The sequence below is a fragment of the Gordonia bronchialis DSM 43247 genome (genome assembly GCF_000024785.1).
Lineage (GTDB): Bacteria > Actinomycetota > Actinomycetes > Mycobacteriales > Mycobacteriaceae > Gordonia > Gordonia bronchialis.
In genome coordinates this window covers 4,919,395-4,935,530 of the sequence record NC_013441.1, presented here as the reverse complement: position 1 = coordinate 4,935,530, position 16,136 = coordinate 4,919,395, and the positions used below count along the sequence as shown (strand labels likewise).

At 68.2% G+C, this 16,136-nt stretch carries 15 protein-coding genes and 2 pseudogenes; 11 read left to right on the top strand and 6 right to left on the bottom strand.

Going from position 1 to position 16,136, the window contains the following annotated elements; translation table 11 throughout:
* Positions 1-1,146, bottom strand: coding sequence for a phosphotransferase family protein (locus tag GBRO_RS22850; protein WP_012836217.1), 1,146 nt, complete (start codon positions 1,144-1,146; stop codon positions 1-3).
* 69 nt (positions 1,147-1,215) lie between these two features.
* Here GBRO_RS22850 and GBRO_RS22845 point away from each other — a divergent pair, with 69 nt between their 5' ends.
* The 5 genes and pseudogenes from GBRO_RS22845 (at position 1,216) to GBRO_RS22825 (ending at position 7,225) form a co-directional block, all read left to right on the top strand.
* The gene (locus tag GBRO_RS22845; RefSeq protein ID WP_012836216.1) at positions 1,216-1,851 is read left to right on the top strand and encodes a TetR/AcrR family transcriptional regulator; all 636 of its coding nucleotides are present in this window, start codon (positions 1,216-1,218) and stop codon (positions 1,849-1,851) included.
* Between the two features lie 62 nt (positions 1,852-1,913).
* On the top strand, positions 1,914-3,248 hold the full coding sequence (locus tag GBRO_RS22840) for an NAD(P)/FAD-dependent oxidoreductase (RefSeq protein ID WP_012836215.1): 1,335 nt from the start codon (positions 1,914-1,916) through the stop codon (positions 3,246-3,248).
* Positions 3,249-3,273: 25 nt separating this feature from the next.
* Positions 3,274-4,173: pseudogene (locus GBRO_RS22835) on the top strand (aminotransferase class III-fold pyridoxal phosphate-dependent enzyme); the annotation flags it as partial.
* A 61-nt stretch (positions 4,174-4,234) separates the two neighbouring features.
* Positions 4,235-5,728: a CoA-acylating methylmalonate-semialdehyde dehydrogenase gene (locus GBRO_RS22830; RefSeq protein ID WP_012836214.1), complete on the top strand. Its 1,494-nt coding sequence runs from the start codon at positions 4,235-4,237 to the stop codon at positions 5,726-5,728.
* Positions 5,729-5,752: 24 nt separating this feature from the next.
* Positions 5,753-7,225 (top strand): NCS1 family nucleobase:cation symporter-1, encoded by a 1,473-nt coding sequence (locus GBRO_RS22825; RefSeq protein WP_012836213.1) that lies wholly within the window; start codon positions 5,753-5,755, stop codon positions 7,223-7,225.
* A gap of 16 nt (positions 7,226-7,241) precedes the next feature.
* Here the strand turns inward: GBRO_RS22825 and GBRO_RS22820 are convergent, their stop codons facing one another.
* On the bottom strand, positions 7,242-7,625 hold the full coding sequence (locus GBRO_RS22820) for a DUF2255 family protein (protein ID WP_012836212.1): 384 nt from the start codon (positions 7,623-7,625) through the stop codon (positions 7,242-7,244).
* Positions 7,622-8,131, bottom strand: coding sequence for a hypothetical protein (locus GBRO_RS22815; RefSeq protein WP_174269483.1), 510 nt, complete (start codon positions 8,129-8,131; stop codon positions 7,622-7,624). Before GBRO_RS22815 ends, GBRO_RS22820 begins: the two co-directional genes overlap by 4 nt.
* A 122-nt stretch (positions 8,132-8,253) precedes the next feature.
* On the opposite strand from GBRO_RS22815, the gene GBRO_RS26450 reads away from it, so the two are divergent.
* Positions 8,254-8,868: a TetR/AcrR family transcriptional regulator gene (locus GBRO_RS26450; protein ID WP_169309887.1), complete on the top strand. Its 615-nt coding sequence runs from the start codon at positions 8,254-8,256 to the stop codon at positions 8,866-8,868.
* Positions 8,865-10,517, top strand: a complete 1,653-nt coding sequence (locus GBRO_RS22805; RefSeq protein ID WP_012836209.1) for a carboxylesterase/lipase family protein — start codon at positions 8,865-8,867, stop codon at positions 10,515-10,517. Before GBRO_RS26450 ends, GBRO_RS22805 begins: the two co-directional genes overlap by 4 nt.
* Before the next feature lie 79 nt (positions 10,518-10,596).
* Here GBRO_RS22805 and GBRO_RS22800 read toward each other — a convergent pair whose 3' ends face one another.
* On the bottom strand, positions 10,597-11,394 hold the full coding sequence (locus tag GBRO_RS22800) for a 3-oxoacyl-ACP reductase (RefSeq protein ID WP_012836208.1): 798 nt from the start codon (positions 11,392-11,394) through the stop codon (positions 10,597-10,599).
* A gap of 141 nt (positions 11,395-11,535) precedes the next feature.
* Positions 11,536-11,706: pseudogene (locus tag GBRO_RS22795) on the bottom strand (TraR/DksA family transcriptional regulator); the annotation flags it as partial.
* A gap of 46 nt (positions 11,707-11,752) precedes the next feature.
* Between GBRO_RS22795 and GBRO_RS22790 the strand changes: the two are divergent.
* Complete coding sequence (locus tag GBRO_RS22790) at positions 11,753-12,106, top strand: hypothetical protein (protein ID WP_012836207.1); 354 nt, start codon at positions 11,753-11,755, stop codon at positions 12,104-12,106.
* Between the two features lie 50 nt (positions 12,107-12,156).
* Here the strand turns inward: GBRO_RS22790 and GBRO_RS22785 are convergent, their stop codons facing one another.
* Entirely contained in the window at positions 12,157-12,936 is a 780-nt protein-coding gene (locus GBRO_RS22785) for a sulfite exporter TauE/SafE family protein (RefSeq protein ID WP_012836206.1), read from the bottom strand.
* Between the two features lie 146 nt (positions 12,937-13,082).
* Between GBRO_RS22785 and GBRO_RS22780 the strand changes: the two genes are divergently transcribed.
* Genes GBRO_RS22780 through GBRO_RS22770 form a run of 3 tightly spaced genes read left to right on the top strand, consistent with a single transcriptional unit; the run spans position 13,083 to position 16,126 of the window.
* Complete coding sequence (locus GBRO_RS22780; RefSeq protein WP_012836205.1) at positions 13,083-13,703, top strand: TetR/AcrR family transcriptional regulator; 621 nt, start codon at positions 13,083-13,085, stop codon at positions 13,701-13,703.
* A gap of 39 nt (positions 13,704-13,742) precedes the next feature.
* Positions 13,743-14,975, top strand: coding sequence for an oxygenase MpaB family protein (locus tag GBRO_RS22775; RefSeq protein ID WP_012836204.1), 1,233 nt, complete (start codon positions 13,743-13,745; stop codon positions 14,973-14,975).
* Positions 14,972-16,126, top strand: coding sequence for a DUF5995 family protein (locus GBRO_RS22770; protein WP_012836203.1), 1,155 nt, complete (start codon positions 14,972-14,974; stop codon positions 16,124-16,126). The genes GBRO_RS22775 and GBRO_RS22770 overlap by 4 nt, the downstream gene beginning before the upstream one ends.
* Positions 16,127-16,136: the final 10 nt, after the last annotated feature.

The window sequence follows — 16,136 nt, the reverse complement described above, 5'->3', positions numbered from 1 at the left end:
TCAGTTTCCTCCGGTCTCGGCGTCGTCGAGCAGACGCTTGAGCAGCGAACCGTGATAGAACAGGGTGCCGTCCACGTCGTCGGGCGGGGGCATCTCGCCGAAGTGCACCCGCCGGGCGCCGGTACGCATGAACACGCAGCACCACTGCACGCCGGCGAAGACGTAGAACCAGCGCAGATCGCCGAGTTCGATACCGGTGAGGTCGCGGTAGGTGGCGCGAACATCGTCCTCGCGCAGCACATCCGGCAGGCCGGGCAGCCCGCCGAGTCCGGCGAGTTCCTGGAAGACCATGTGGGCGAAGATGATCCAGGAGACGTCCAGCTCGCGGGGGCCGAGAGTGGCCATTTCCCAGTCGAGCACCGCCGCGGGGTGGAAGTCCTGGTACATGACGTTGCCGATGCGGGCGTCACCCCAGGTCAGTACCGGGTCGGTGGCCGCGACGTCGGCCGGGAAGTTGCGCTCGAGCCACGCGAGGGCCTGCTCGACGAGTGGTGACGCACCGATACCCTCGACCGAGTACTCGTACCAGCGCCGCAACCCCGCAAGATTGCGGGCGAGCATGGTGTCGCCGGGCGGCAGGGCGGCGGTGAGGAAGTCGAAGGTGACCTCCGGCTGCGGGATCGAGTGGATCGCCGCGATGACGCCCAGCGTCGAATCCTGTACAGCGCGACGGTTCTCCGGGTCGGCGTCGGCGAACCAGTTGTCGCCGAAGGTGTAGGGCATGACGTCGGGTGGTACCTCGCCGGTCCGGCGGTCCATCACGAAGAACGGTGTGCCGAGGACGGTTCCGGTGGGTTCGAGGAGGCGTACCGGTGGCACGGGTATCTCGGTCAGTTCGCCGACCAGTCGCATGACCTCGTACTGGTGATCCATCCGGTAAACCGGGAAGACCGGTACGTCGTCGGCGGCCGGTGCCATCCGCATCACCCAGTCGACGGTCTCGTCGGCCCACCACACCTGCAGCGGAATGGTTTCCGACGACATGCCGTTCGCGTCGATGCCGCCCTCGACCGAGACGTGCGGCGGAGTCGGGCGCGGCATCGCGGTCGCCAGCCACCGCTCGAGGGCCACCGGGACCGACTCCTTGTCGCGACTGGATCGTTGCAGGCCGTCGACGTGCCCGACGGTGGGTTCGGTGGTTGCCATGCTGCTCGCCCTCTCGAAATACGCTACTCAGAGTATCGATACCACAGATACGCTACGTTGGGTTGCGTTATGGGAGAGACAATCGACGACCTCGCGTCCACGGCGGATCCCGGCCCCGGAGTCGGCCGGCCCCGGGACCCGCGCATCGACTCCGCGGTCCTCGAGGCGGCGTCGGAGCTGCTGGTCGAGATCGGCTACAACCGGGTGACGATGGCCGCGATCGCCGAGCGGGCCGGCACCACCAAGACCGCGTTGTACCGCCGGTGGTCGGGTAAGGCTGAACTCGTGCACGAAGCCGCGTTCGCCACGATCACCGCACTCCCGGAGAGCACCGACGACGTGGCCGCCGACATCCGGGCGATGGTCGTCGTCGCCCGCGATCTGTTCGCCAGCCCGGTCGCCCACGCCGCGCTGCCCGGGCTGCTCGCCGAGATGAGTGCCGATCCGCCGCTCGCCACCCGCGTGCACGGCAGATTCGCCGAGGCATTCGGCGCGGTGGGGCGGCGGCTGCAACGGGCGGTGGACACCGGCGACGTGCGCGCCGACGTCGACACCGACCGTCTCGTCGAGGTACTCGGCGGCTCGGCGATGCTCAGTGTGCTCCTCTATCCCGACGCGGTGCGTGCCGACGGCTGGGTGGATCAGATGACGGCACTGGTCCTGCACGGTGTGCTGGCCGGTGGAGACGGTGCCGCTCGCGGGTGAACCGCGAGCGGCGATCCGCTCGGCGACGGCTGACGGCGGGCCGGAACTGTAAGAATAGGGTGATGCGCAACAGCAGACCTCACATCGTGGTGATCGGAGCGGGCTTCGGCGGACTGCACTGCGTGCGGCGCCTCAAACGGGCGCCGGTGGACGTCACGGTGGTGGACCGTGGGACCAGCCACCTGTTCCAGCCGCTGCTCTACCAGTGCGCGACCGGTCTGCTGTCCGAAGGGGCGATCTCCAGCCCGGTGCGCCACCTGCTGCGCCGTCAACGCAACACCGACGTGGTTCTCGGGGAGGCGACCGCGGTGGATGCCGGCACCCAGACGGTGACGATCGCCCGCATCGACGGAACGACCTTCACCCTGCGTTACGACCATCTGGTGGTGGCCACCGGGATGCGCACGTCGTATCACGGCAACGATGAGATCGCCTCGCATGCAACGGGTATGAAGACGCTCGACGACGCGCTGGCGATCCGCCGCAAGATCATCGCGGCCTTCGAGATGGCCGAATCGGCCTCCGATGCCGACGAGCAACGCTCGTGGCTGACCTTTGCCGTCGCCGGTGGCGGCCCCACGGGAGTGGAACTCGCCGGACAGATTCGTGAACTCGCCACCCTCGCACTCGAGCGGGAATTCCGCACCGTGGACCCCGAGCGGGCCCGGGTTCTCTTGCTGCACGGCGGGGATCGGGTGTTGCCCGACTTCGACTCACGACTCTCGGCCGACGCACAGCGCACCCTGGACCGTCTCGGTGTGGAGACCCATCTGGGGGTGCATGTGACGGCCGTTGAAGCCGACTATGTGGAGACCACGACCAAGAGCACCCACGAGGTGACGCGATATCCGGCTCGCACGACCCTGTGGACCACCGGCGTGGAGGCGGTGCCGTTCGCGCGGGCCCTCGCCACGGCGCTCGGCGAGGAGCAGGATCGCGGTGGCCGCATCCCCGTGCAGCCCGACCTGTCCGTCGCCGGTCACGACAACGTGTGGGTCGTCGGGGACATGAGTTCGCTCGACGATCTGCCCGGCGTCGCCGAGGTGGCCATGCAGGGTGGTCGTCATGTGGGTGCCGTGATTGCCGGACTGGTTGCCGGACAAGGAGATCGGACGCCATTCGACTATCGCGATCTGGGCAGTGCCGCCTACATCGCGCGGCGGAACGCCGTGGTGCAGGCCGGCCGGTTGCGTCTGTCCGGCTACGTCGGATGGCTGGCCTGGGGAGCGATCCACATCGCGTTCCTGGCCGGTGTGCGCAACCGGATGGGGACGGTGCTGACGTGGTCGGCGTCGTTGCTCACCGACAGCCGACGCGAACGCGCCATCACCTACGGCGATCCGGAAACCGCGCGTCAGCCCTACCTGCGACCCGGCGCCGATGACCAGGCGGGATGACCTCTGAGGTAGTAGACCTCAGGCCACCTATCGCTCCTATCACGGCAACACCGGTGCCGCCGTCGTCGCCACCGGCGACTGGCGACGAGTCCCGAACGAGTTCGCCCGCGGCCACGTCCACTTCCACGGCCCCTACCTCTACCGGTCCGAGTTCTGGGCGACCACGCCGGAGGAGGAATCCGCCCGCGCGCTGAGGCATCTGGAACGGACCATCGTGGCCGAGGGTCCCGAGTCGGTCGCGGCGATCCTCCTCGAATCGGTGCCCGGAACCGCGGGGGTCCTCGTCCCACCGCCCGGCTACCTTGCCGGAGTGCGGTCGATCGCCGACCGGTATGGCATCCTGCTCATCCTCGACGAGGTGATGGCGGGCTTCGGCAGGACCGGTCGGTGGTTCGCCTTCGAAGGCCACGACGTGGTGCCCGACCTGATCACCTTCGCGAAGGGCGTGAACTCGGGCTACGTACCGATCGGCGGTGTGATCATCTCCGACGCCGTCGCGGAGACGTTCGCGCACCGGGTGTTTCCCGGCGGACTCACCTACAGTGGACATCCGCTGGCCGCCGCCTCGGTGGTCGCGACCCTCGACGCCATGGCGGCAGAGGGGATCGTCGAGAACGCGTCGCGCGTCGGCGCCGACGCCATCGGTCCCGGACTGGCGGCGTTGGCCGACGAACTGCCGATCATCGGCGAGGTCCGCGGCACGGGCGTCTTCTGGGCCGTCGAGCTCGTCGCCGACCGGGCGACCAGGGCTCCGGTGTCCGCCGACGTGATGCGGGTCGTCAAGGCACGACTGGCCGAGCGCGGACTGCTGGCATTCGTCGCCGACAACCGGATCCACGTGGTACCGCCGTGCGTCGTGACCGCCGACGAGGTCGCCGAGGCGATGACCATCTATCGGGCGGTGCTGTCCGAGGTGGCCGCATGAGCGGCCGCCGCATCACGATCGCGGTCCGGGCATCGGACCGCACGACGGAGGGATGAGGCTGATGGGCGACGTTCTCGATCACTACGTGGACGGCAAACCGTGGTCGGGCACCTCGGACCGGTTGTCACCGGTCTATGACCCGGCGCGCGGCGTGGTCACCAAGGAGGTGCGGCTCGCCTCGCCCGCCGACGTCTCCACCGCGGTCACCGCCGCCACCGCCGCGCTCACCGAGTGGTCCCGTACCTCCATCGCGGCCCGCCAGAACGTGATGTTCCGGTTCCGGGAGCTCCTGACCGCTCGCCGCGACGAACTCGCGGCCATTCTCACCGCTGAACACGGCAAGGTCTTGGCGGACGCAGCGGGTGAGATCGCCCGGGGACTCGAGGTGGTCGACCTGGCGTTGAGCATGCCGCACCTGGCGAAGGGCGAGTTCAGCCAGAACGCGTCCACCGGGGTGGACGTGTACACGGTGACCGAGCCGGTGGGCGTCGTCGCGATCATCACACCGTTCAACTTCCCGGCGATGGTCCCGCTCTGGTTCTTCCCACTCGCCGTCGCCGCGGGGAACACCGTCGTCCTCAAGCCCAGCGAGAAGGACCCGTCGGCGTCGAACTGGCTGGCCGAGTTGATGGTCGAGGCCGGACTGCCACCCGGTGTCCTGAACGTGGTGCACGGCGACAAGGACGCCGTCGACGCGCTGCTCACGCATCCGGACGTCGCCGCCGTGTCCTTCGTCGGTTCGACGCCGATCGCCAAGCACGTCTACACCGTCGCCACCGGCGAGGGGAAACGGGTCCAGGCGCTGGGCGGAGCGAAGAACCACATGCTCGTCCTCCCGGACGCCGACCTCGATCTGGCCGCCGACGCCGCGATCAACGCGGGTTTCGGCAGCGCGGGCGAACGGTGCATGGCGGTCTCGGTCGTGATGGCGGTGGAGTCGATCGCCGACCAACTGGTGAGCCGGATCCGGGATCGGATGGGCGGTTTGCGGATCGGCGACGGCCGCACCGGCAACGACATGGGTCCGCTGATCACCGGCGCCCACCGCGACCGGGTCGGCGACTACATCGACGTCGCGGGCCGCGACGGTGCCACCGTCGTCGTGGACGGTCGGTCGGTGTCCGCCGACGGCGATCCCGCCGGTTTCTGGCTCGGCCCGACCCTGCTCGACGACGTGCCGTTGACGTCGGCGGCGTACCGCGACGAGATCTTCGGGCCGGTGCTGTCGGTGGTGCGCGTCGACGGCTTCGCGGAGGCGATCGCCATCATCAACTCCTCGCCGTACGGAAACGGCACCGCCATCTTCACCAACGACGGTGGCGCGGCGCGGCGGTTCCAGCAGGAGGTCCAGGTCGGCATGATCGGCATCAACGTGCCGATCCCGGTTCCGGTCGCCTACCACAGCTTCGGCGGCTGGAAGGCGTCCCTGTTCGGCGACTCGAAGGCGTACGGCAAGGCCGGATACGCGTTCTACACCCGGGAGAAGGCGGTCACATCGCGGTGGCTCGACCCTTCGCACGGCGGGATCAATCTCGGCTTCCCGCAGAACACTTGACCCTTCTCATCCCTCGGAGGATGTATGTCCGACCCCACCGCACCCGAACCGACGACCAGGCTGCTGAACGCCGACCTGGCACCGACCACCGACGCCCAACGGACGTGGCGGTCCTGGGATCTGTTCTGCCTGTGGATGACCTCGGCCCACAGCCTGGGCAGCTACAGCTTCGCGATCGGCATGCTGGCCCTGGGACTCTCGGGCTGGCAGACGATGCTGGCGCTGTTCGTCGGTGTCCTCGGCCTGTGGCTCGGGTCGAACCTGATCGGGGTCGCGGGCCAGAAGGTCGGTGTCCCGTTCCCGGTCTTCGCCCGCGCGACGTTCGGCATCTTCGGGGCCAACATCCCGGCGCTGCTCCGCGGCCTGGTCGCGGTGTTCTGGTATGGCATCCAGACCTACCTGGCGTCGCTGGCGGTCATCGCGCTGATCGTCCGTATCTGGCCGTCCACCGAATCCTGGACCACCGGCGGCTTTCTCGGCCAGAGTCCGCTCGGCTGGATCGTGTTCATGGCGTTGTGGACAGCACAGTTGCTGGTACTCAGCTACGGCATGGAGATCGTCCGCAAGGTGTCGGACTTCGCGGGCCCGGTGGTGTGGATCGGCATGATCGCGCTGGCGATCTGGATTCTGGCGAAAGCGGACTGGTCGATCGACTGGAACGCGCGGGTCGGTGCGGTGCTGTCCCTCCCGAGCACGATCGCCGCGTTCGTCGCGGTCGCGTTCCTGATGATCGCCTACATGGCGGGACCGCTGGTCAACTACAGCGACTTCGCGCGTTTCGCCCCGTCGAAGAAGGCGATCAAACGCGGCAACGCCCTGGGCATCCCGGTGAACGAGACCGCGTTCGTGGTGCTGTCGATCATCATCTCGTTGAGCGCACTCAAGGTGTTCGGGGACGGCACCCTCGACCCGGTCCACCTGGTGTCGAAGATCGAGTCCGACGTCCTCGTGGTGATCGCCGCGCTGCTGTTCGCCCTGGCCACCATCGGCATCAACATCGTGTTGAACTTCGTCTCACCGTCCTACGACATCAGCAACGTGGCACCGAAGTACATCTCGTTCCGGACCGGCGGCATCATCACCGCGGTCCTATCGATCGTGGTGCTGCCGTGGAAGGTGTGGGGGAGTGAGGTCGCCATCGTCTACTTCCTGGGCGGGGTCGGCTCGCTGATGGGTCCGGTGTTCGGCATCCTCATCGTCGACTACTACCTGCTGCGCAGGCAGAACACCCGCATCGCCGACCTCTACTCGGTGCGGGAGGACGGGACGTACTTCTTCACCCGCGGGGTGAATCCGGCGGCGCTCGCCGCGTTGGTGATCTCCGGTGTCGTCGCGGCGATCGTGGCGCTACTGCCCGACGACCAGACCATCACAGCGCTGAGCTGGCCGATCGGAGCGCTGCTCGGCGGCGGACTGATGCTGCTGTTCAGCCGGATCCGACCGGCGGCGCCGCGGACCCGACCGGTTGCGGAACCGGAGGAACCGGCTGCCGTGTGAGCTGGGAGCTCGCCGGTCAGAGCCGGGGCGCAAGCCGCAGGGTGGTGGCGGCGGCTTCATCGGACACCATCCGACCGACCGAGCCCGACCCGTGGCCGTACTTGGCGGTGTAGGCGCCGTCCACCGCGGCCAGTGTCTCGGTGTCACCGCCGACGTCGTCGACCCGGACGTCCAGGTCGGTGCCGTTCAGGCGGAGTCGGGCGCGTCCTGATCGGACGGCACGGCCGTACCAGCCGGTGTCCCGCCGGTACCAGGTGCGGACGTAGACCTCCCCGTCTGCGGTCACCGCCCAGATCGGCACGAACGCCGACGCGGTGCCGTCGCGTCGTGGCGTGGCGATCTGCACCTCGGTGGCGCCGTCGACGGCGGCCAGGAGATCGTCCGACCAGTCGGTGCTCATCCCTCCGACTCCAGGTGACGGCCGTCGCCGCGGACTCGGCTCGCATCGGCCCGGGCGTCGGCACCGCCCCGCCACAGGGTCCACAGATACCAGCCGTTCACCAGCAGCATGAGCCCGAAGGGAACGGCGAAGACGACGAGTTCCGGCGTCGACAACCGTGCCGTCCAACTGTATTCGTCCCGCGGCAGGGGGTCGAAGGTCATCCTGGCGGTGTCCGCGACCGCCACCACCCAGACAACGGACATCCACAGGATCCCGACCGTGGCGGCGATCCGCGCCGTCCGCGGCACCTGGTCGACGGCCGAGCCGCCGATGATCGTCACCCCGATCCCGGGGAGGTAGAAGATCAGGCCGAAGGCCATGCCCACCGCCCAGGTGGCGGTGACGTCCAGAGCCGACGACGGGTTGGCGACCTCGTTGAGCACCGCCATCGCGCCGAAGGTGAGCAAGAGGAACCCGACGGGTGTCAGCGCGACCCACCATGCTCGTCGCCGAACCCCTTGCACGTCGCCAGTGTTCCACGTCGCCACCGTCACGGGACCCGAATCGCCTCGGGTCCCGTGACGACCTTCGGCCACCGGGTCGCAAGCCGACCGCGTCGATTGGACATACCTGCTATTTTTTGGACATGCCTGCTCAAAAATCGGTGCCGATGCCCGACTCGTTCATCCGCACCGCACGGCGGGCCCAGCTGATCGAATGCGCGATCGACACGATCGCCGACCTCGGCGTCGACCAGGCATCGATGGTCCAGATCGCCGCGCGCGCCAACGTCAGTCGCGGTGTCGCGACCTATCACTTCACGAACCGGGACGAGCTCGTCGATGCCGTGATCGAGGAGGTGTACGCGACCGGCGAGAAGCAGGTGAAGCCCGGCGTCGTGGCGGCCCCGACGCCACGGGACGCACTGCTCGCCTTCGTCGCGGGCAGCGTCGACTTCTACGCGGCATTTCCGAAGCACATGGCTGCCCTGGTGGAGATCACCCATGCTGCGCGTCGGTCGCCGACACGGGCCCGCCGACGGCGGGCCAGGCACATTCGCGAGATGTCGGACGTGGCGGCGCTACTCCGCGCCGGACAGGACGCCGGGCAGTTCCGGGCGTTCGACTGCGAGATCGTGGCGACGATGATCCGCGCGATGCTGGATTCCGCAGCGCAAGCGGTGGCGCAGGACGGTGCGACCGAGGCGCTACGGGCCGAAATGGTGTCGGCCGCCGACGCTCTCACACGGAGTGCGCGGTGACCGGCGGCTCTCCCGTCACCAGGGCGGCGGGTGCCGTGGTCGTGGTGCTCGTGCTCGCACTCGCGGGGTGCGCTGGCGGCGCCACCACCGACGACGGCGCCGGTTCTGCGACCGGGTCCGATGCCGGCGCGCCCGCGCCGCTGACGGTCGACACCTCCAGCGGCACACTGCACGGTCTCGCCACCCCGCGGTCGCGACAGTTCCTCGGGGTTCGCTATGCGGCTGCGTTGACGCAACGGTGGACCCTGCCGCAGCCTCCGGCCAAGGCCGACGGCGTGGTCGACGCGACGCGATCCGCGCGACCGTGTGCGCAGGCAGGTGTGGCGCCGGGAGCGGACGCGACCGCGTCCACCACCGAGGACTGCCTGTTCGCCGATATCACGACCCCTCGACACATTCGCCCCGGCGCGAAGCTTCCGGTGATGGTCTGGTCACACGGCGGTGGCTACACGAGCGGGTCGGCAGCGGTATACGACGCGCAACGACTCGCGTCCGACGGGAACGTCATCGTCGTGACCGTGAACAAGCGACTCGGGGTCTTCGGCTATCTCGGGCTCCCGGGCCTCGCCGGCGGTGGCGACTTCGGGCTCGCCGACGTCGTCGCCGCCCTGAAGTGGAGCAAGGTCAACGCCGCGGCGTTCGGCGGCGACCCGGACAACATCACGCTGTTCGGCGAATCCGACGGAGCGATGAGCTCCAGTGCGCTCCTGACCTCGCCGCAGGCCGGCGACCTGTTCGACAAGCTCGCGCTCTCATCCGGCGGGACCTGTCAACTGAACTGGCCGCGGAACGGCCTGTTCGTCGGCATGCCCCCGACGACTCCGTACGCCTCGAGGGACGCCAGCGACGACCTCGGGATGAGTGAGGCGCGAAAGATCGGTTGCGCGGGATCTCCTCCAGCCGTTCTCGATTGCCTGCGCAGGGCACCGGTCTCGAAGCTGATGACGATCTTTCCGGTGTTCTCCGACGTGCTGGCGTATGGAACGCCGCTGCTGCCGGACGATCCGGCGGCCGCCCTGCGAGCGGGCAACGTCGCGCACGTCCCGGTGCTCTCCGGCAGCAATCAGAACGAACAGAACGCCTTCGTCGGGGGCGCGCTGAAGGCGAACCCGAATCTGATCACCGCGCAGACCTATCCGACGCTCGTGCGGGAGGCGTACGGGGCCGCCGCACCGCGGGTGCTCGACCGGTATCCGCCCACCGCGTTCGCGTCACCCGCGCTCGCGTTCGCAACCATGATCACCGACAGCTCGTGGGCGTGCCCGACCGTCGCCGGGAACGCTGCCCTGGTCCGGCATGGCAACCCGGTGTACGGCTACGAGTTCGCCGACCCGAACGCTCCAGACGTCAATGGCGCCGGGTCCCGTTCGGTGCCACAGGGCGCCGCGCACGCGACCGACCTCCCGTACCTGTTCGACCTGGGCGGTAAGTCATTGCTGCACAACGCCGATCAGCGTCGGTTGGCGGCAACGATGATCTCCTACTGGACGAGCTTCGCGCGTGACGGGAAGCCAACCGCGCCTGGGGCGCCGCGTTGGCAGAGACTGACCGGCCCAGACGGGCCGACGTTGCAGCTCGGTCCGACCATCAAGCCGGTCGACGTCGGTGCGGAGCATCACTGCGACTTCTGGGCGGGCATCTCGACGTAGCCGAGGCGACGGATCGTGACGTGCAGCCACCGCGGCCGCGGTGATCGCGCGGTGATCATCGTCGTGCTCGCCTCGGGCGTCAGTTGTTGACGAGCCCGCCGTCGACGACGAGGTTCTGCCCGGTGACGGCCCGCGACCACGGCGACGCGAAGAACAGGACGGCATCGGCGAACTGATGGGGCGTCGTGACCTCGCGTAGCGGGGTGGATGCCGCGATCGCGTCGAAGACCGCCTCCGGGGTGGCCGCGCTCGCGTCGGTGCTCCGCAACAGCCCGCCGCTGACCATGTTCACGGTGATGTGCCGTGGCCCGAGGTCGGCGGCGAAGGTCCGCGTCACCGACAGCAACGCAGCCTTCGCGGCGGTGTAATCGTGGTACGGCACCACCGGGTTCTGGAAGAGGTTGGTCCCGACGTTGATCACCCGCCCCGAGCCGGAGGCTTCCAGGTCGGGCAGCGCCGCCTGGATGACGTTGACCGCTCCCTGCACCGCGCCGGCGAACTGGTCGGCGAAGGCCCGGTAGTCGATGTCGTGCGCACCGGGCCGGCCGTCACCGTTGAAGGAGAAGTCGACGAGGGCGTTGTTCACCACGGTCGTGACCGGCGCGTCGAAGGTCTCCCGAGCCGCGGCGACCAGGGTGTCCACCTGGGATCGGTCGCGCACGTCGGCGCCCACCGCGACGGCACGACCCGGATGGTCCGCGACCAACTGCTCGGCCGCCCGGTCACTGCGGTGGTAGTTCACCACGACCCGGGCGCCTTCCCGGAGAAAGGCTTCGCTGATGCTGCGGCCGAGACCACGCGCACCGCCGGTGACGATGACGACCTGATCGGTGAGTGGGACCGCCACGGTCGCGCGGCTGGGTGCATCCTGTGACATCGTGTCGACGTTCCCTTCGCCAGTACTGACTGGAGCAGGTTCGATGGGTGTGATCTCAGCCGTCTGACGACGGCACCCCGGTTGACGAGCCGAGCGTAGCACCGGACGCGTCCGGTACTGCGGGGAACGCTCGCGAGCCGCTCACCAGCGCGACGATCGGCTCCGCAGGGCGCACCCGATGCATTGACGCGCGGCCGGCAGCACTTCGAGACGTTCCGGATCGATGGGCATCCCGCAGGTTTCGCAGCGCCCGTAGGAGCCTTTCCCGTGCCGTGCGAGCGCGGCGTCGATCTCCGCCAGCCGCACGCCGGTGTGCCGGAGTCTGGAGGTACCCACATCGCCGAGAGGGAGGGTACCGATGACCATGCGGCTCAACGAGGTTCAACGTTTCCGGCGCGTGCCTGCGGGTGTGGTTCCCACGGAGTCGAGTCCGCGCTGGCTGACACTGGTGCTGCGCTGCGATCGCGCGGGTTCGGCGTGGTTCATCGGGGCCGGATTCTTCTTCGCGCCGCTCCTGCTGATCCTCGATCCGTGGCCGGTCATGGTGATCATCGCGTGGACGGTGATCGCGCTGTCCGGCCTGTGGCTCGGCGTCCTGGGCGTGTTCATCGCGATCGGGCTCGGCCGGGTGCTGCGGGCCGGGGAGACCATCCCGGACAGCTACTGGTGGCAACTCCTCGGCCACTCCGGTCCGCCGCCGCACGCTCGGTGAGCGCGGTCGGCTGCGGAAGGTCGGCTACACCGGCGATGCCCACGAAATGCCTACGCGAGCAACCGCCAGAGACCGATGAGGCCGACGACCACGATGGTGGCCCGCAGGGCTGCGGGTGACAGGCGCCGACCGTAGCGGGCGCCGAGCACTCCGCCGAGAAGCGAGCCGGCGGCGATCAGTGCTGCGGCGGTCCAGTCGATCCGGTCGAAGGCGACGATCGTGTAGGCCAGCGCGGCAACGATATTCACGACCAGACTCAGCAGGTTCTTCGCCGCGTTCATGCGTTGCAGGTTGTCCGGCACGATGACGCCGAGCGCGCCGATCAGCAGAATGCCCTGCGCCGCAGTGAAATAGCCGCCGTAGACGCCGACTGCAAAGGTGGCCGCCACCATGGCGGCGATGCGGCCGGTGGTCAGCGGCAGTCGCTCTCCCCTGCGCAAGCCGGTTCGGGCGAACACCCAGCGCTGGATGCGCGGCTGCGCCACCACCAGGATCAGGGCGCCGACGAGCAGCACCGGCACGATCGCCTCGAAGACGGTTTCGGGTAGATGCAGCAGCAGCCAGCACCCGAGGAGTGCGCCGAACAACGACGCCGGGAGCTGCCAGCGCAGCTGCGGCCACTGCCCCTCCAGCTCGCGACGGTAGCCCCAGGTCCCCGACACGCCACCGGCCACCAGGCCGACCGCATTCGACATCGTCGCCGACACCGGCGGCACCCCGAAGGCAACCAATGTGGGGAAGGTGATCAACGTGCCGCTGCCGACGACGGCATTGATCGCGCCCGCACCCACACCGGCGACGGCGACGGCACACAATTCGAACGGTGTCACCGCTCCACCCTCGCACGGCGTGCTCGAGCCGCGTGAGTGTCGACCCGGCTGCCTGGGGTCGGTGAGTCCTGCTGATCTACAGTTCGGTCAGGATCGACGTACGTGAGTACACGCGCAGCGTCAGTGACCCGGCACTGGAGAGGCAGATGACGGAAGAACCCGCACGCCGTGGCCGAGGCCGTCCGCCGGGACCGCCGGTCGACCCTGATGCCCGACGCGAAATGCTGCTCGATGCAGCCGAGTCCTCGATCCGGAAGTCCGGCGCCGCAGTCGGTCTCGCCGAGGTCGCCAAAGCAGCCGGACTCACCCGGTCTGCCGTTTACGCTGCGTTCGCCGATCGCGAGGCCGTCGTGGATGCACTTGCGGCGCGCCACGCACAGCACATCGTCGAGCGTCTCACGACGGTGGTCGGTGGGACCGATGACCCGGCTGAGCAGACGCGTGCGGCCATCGACATCCTGGCCGCGTGGTTCGACGAGGAACCACAGCTGGCCCCACTGCTGACCGGCCGGCTCGATCAGCCGACGGGTGGCGACTCGGGCGCCATCGTCACGGCCGTCGGCGATATCCTCCGCGCCGGTTTCCGGGCTCGTGGCGAAGACGACGCCCCCGCCGACGCCTGGGCGTATGCCCTCGTCGGTGCGGTGGCGTCCGCAGTCGGCTGGTGGTCACGGACACGATCGATTTCGCGCGCGGCGCTGGTTGATCACCTTCATCTCCTGATCTGGTCGGGCTTCGAGGGAGCGGGCGGCGCCCGCCGGGCGTGATCCTTGACTCGGGAACGACAAATAGACACACTGTTTTTTATGACATCAGTGGATACGGTCACTCCCGAGCGCGCTGCGTCGATCACCGGCGCACGCAATTGGCACAGGGTCCGCGCCGAGCACCCCGGACCCGTGGACACGATGGCCGCCGGCTTGATGACCGGTGATGCGGTCGCCGACGCCGTCGTCGCCGAGATGGTCTCCGGTGCGGGATGGTCGTGGCAGCAGATCACCGCAGCGATCGATGACCCGACACGGGTCGCCCCGGAAGCCCCGGACGCGCTTCGGCGTTTCCTGGACCAGACGACCGGGTCCCCGTCGTGGTTCGACCCCGCACTGGCCCGCGCAGGCGCCGAAGCCTGGTGGCGTTTCGGCTCTCTGCAGTCCAGCACGCTCTACCAGTCGCTGATCTACGGATATCAGGCCCAGGGGTTCACCCGGCCACTGGTGGCGACCGGCCGACTGACCGAAGGCACGTGGGACCGGGTTGTCGCCACTGGCCGCTGGGTGACTCTCGCAACCGCCCCGGGGATGATGGAACCGGGTCACCCCGGATGGTCGTCGACCGTTCGAATCCGTTTGGTACACGCCCTGATCCGCCATCATCTGCACGCCGGTAGCCAGTGGGACGACGCTCAATGGGGTGTTCCGATCAACCAGACGTACTCGCAGATGACCATCACTGCGGGCTTCCTCGTGTTACCGCTTCGCGTCGCCAAGGACTTCGGAATTCACTACTCCCGCGCCGAACTCGAGGCGATCACCCACCTGTGGAGGTGGATCGGCTGGGTGATGGGGGTCGAGGATCACCGACTCCCCACCAACTTCGCCGAGGCGGTGCGGATCCACCAGATCGCACAGGATTTTCGAATGACGCCGCCAGCAGAATCCAAGCTGCTCGTGCGGGCTCTTCTCGACGACGGTTACCGAGCGAACCTCGGGCTTCCCGTCCCCCTCAACAATGCCGTCCACCGGTTGTCACGGCCGTTCCTGCGGCCACTCTTCGCTTCGCTCTCCACACGTTGGGTCGACGACGATGTGGCCGTCGCAATGGGATTGCGGCCTACTCCGCTGCACCACCTCGTCACCCTCGCCAGACCGGTGATTCGCTCCAGAGAGATGGCGCGCGGGATCGGGTTGCTCGGCTCAGAGAGCCGGATAGCCCATCGTGAGCTGCAACTGGTCACCTCCAGGCTGGGAATGGATCTCGATCGGATCGTCTCCAGCCGCTACGACGCCGCAGACAAGGGAGAACTGGAGACCGTCGCATGACCGCCACGTTCACCCTGACGCAAATCCTCGACTGCGGCCCGGAGATCGCGTGGCATCTACTCACCGATCCAGATCAGATGTGCCGGTGGTCGACAGCGCCCATCAGTCCGATCTCCCTCGGACCGCAGGAACGCCCCGACACGGTCGGCGCACTCCGCATGGTGACCCTGCCCGGTGGGCGGGTGAAGCTGCGGGAGGTTGTCGAGCACGCGGACTATCCGAGAGTTTTCAGATACCGGGTGTACGACGGCGGCCCCCTGTTGATGGACCATCGCGGCGAACAGCAGATCGTCGAGGTCTCCCGAGGTGTCGAAGTGCGCTGGACCGTCGAGATGACCCTCTTCCCACGACCGCTGTCACACGTGATGGCGCGCCAGGTCCGGCGGGAGGTGCAACGCTCACTCCTCGCGCTGGCGTCGATTGCGCCGGGGGCGAATATTCCTGCACGGCAAACCCTTCCGCTATCACGTTCCGGCCAGGACGTCAGTGACCTCGACGTCCTCGTGCAGGCCGCGCTCGCAGTTCGCGGGGTACAACGAGCGATCGCAGACGAACTCGCCGGCGCCGACGATCCGAAGCAGTGGTTCGCGCGCGTTTACCAGTATGTGACGGAGGCGATGATCGACGCCGCAACCGGACATCTCGACCTCGGTCTGACCAATCCCGATTGGGTGCTGGCGATCATCCCGGCCTTCCACGACTACTACGCCCGCAACCTCGACGCCTACCGACACGGCGGTGATGTCGAGAAACCATGGCAGATCGCTTGGTCCACATGTGAGATCGTCGATGCCGACACCCCCCATCGTCCGGTGATGAACGGCCTCCTGGCCGGTGTATCGGCCCACATCGACGCCGATCTCCCGCGTGCACTCGCGCAGCTGCACCTCGAACGCTATCCCCACCGCGACCTTCGCGAGTTCCGCCCCGACTATCTGCGGCTTGCCCCCGTCTTCACCATCGCATCCGACCGCTTGCTCGATGAGCTCCCCCGGAGCCACAAACCCTGGTGGTCCGGAATCGCGGGGCGGGTCAATTCTCAGATTCGTGACGTACTCCTGGCTCGTACGGGATATGACGTCGCCCGGCACCGGATGTCTGCCTTTGACCACGCGGTACACAGAGCGGCGAATCCGGAGCCCGTAAACTGACCGACCGCCA

Excerpts from the sequence above, each read along its gene's own strand:
- GBRO_RS22850 (WP_012836217.1), bottom strand. The coding sequence starts at position 1,146 with ATGGCAACCACCGAACCCACCGTCGGGCACGTCGACGGCCTGCAACGA.
- GBRO_RS22845 (WP_012836216.1), top strand. The coding sequence starts at position 1,216 with ATGGGAGAGACAATCGACGACCTCGCGTCCACGGCGGATCCCGGCCCC.
- GBRO_RS22840 (WP_012836215.1), top strand. The coding sequence starts at position 1,914 with ATGCGCAACAGCAGACCTCACATCGTGGTGATCGGAGCGGGCTTCGGC.
- GBRO_RS22830 (WP_012836214.1), top strand. The coding sequence starts at position 4,235 with ATGGGCGACGTTCTCGATCACTACGTGGACGGCAAACCGTGGTCGGGC.
- GBRO_RS22825 (WP_012836213.1), top strand. The coding sequence starts at position 5,753 with ATGTCCGACCCCACCGCACCCGAACCGACGACCAGGCTGCTGAACGCC.
- GBRO_RS22820 (WP_012836212.1), bottom strand. The coding sequence starts at position 7,625 with ATGAGCACCGACTGGTCGGACGATCTCCTGGCCGCCGTCGACGGCGCC.
- GBRO_RS26450 (WP_169309887.1), top strand. The coding sequence starts at position 8,254 with ATGCCTGCTCAAAAATCGGTGCCGATGCCCGACTCGTTCATCCGCACC.
- GBRO_RS22800 (WP_012836208.1), bottom strand. The coding sequence starts at position 11,394 with ATGTCACAGGATGCACCCAGCCGCGCGACCGTGGCGGTCCCACTCACC.
- GBRO_RS22790 (WP_012836207.1), top strand. The coding sequence starts at position 11,753 with ATGACCATGCGGCTCAACGAGGTTCAACGTTTCCGGCGCGTGCCTGCG.
- GBRO_RS22780 (WP_012836205.1), top strand. The coding sequence starts at position 13,083 with ATGACGGAAGAACCCGCACGCCGTGGCCGAGGCCGTCCGCCGGGACCG.
- GBRO_RS22775 (WP_012836204.1), top strand. The coding sequence starts at position 13,743 with ATGACATCAGTGGATACGGTCACTCCCGAGCGCGCTGCGTCGATCACC.
- GBRO_RS22770 (WP_012836203.1), top strand. The coding sequence starts at position 14,972 with ATGACCGCCACGTTCACCCTGACGCAAATCCTCGACTGCGGCCCGGAG.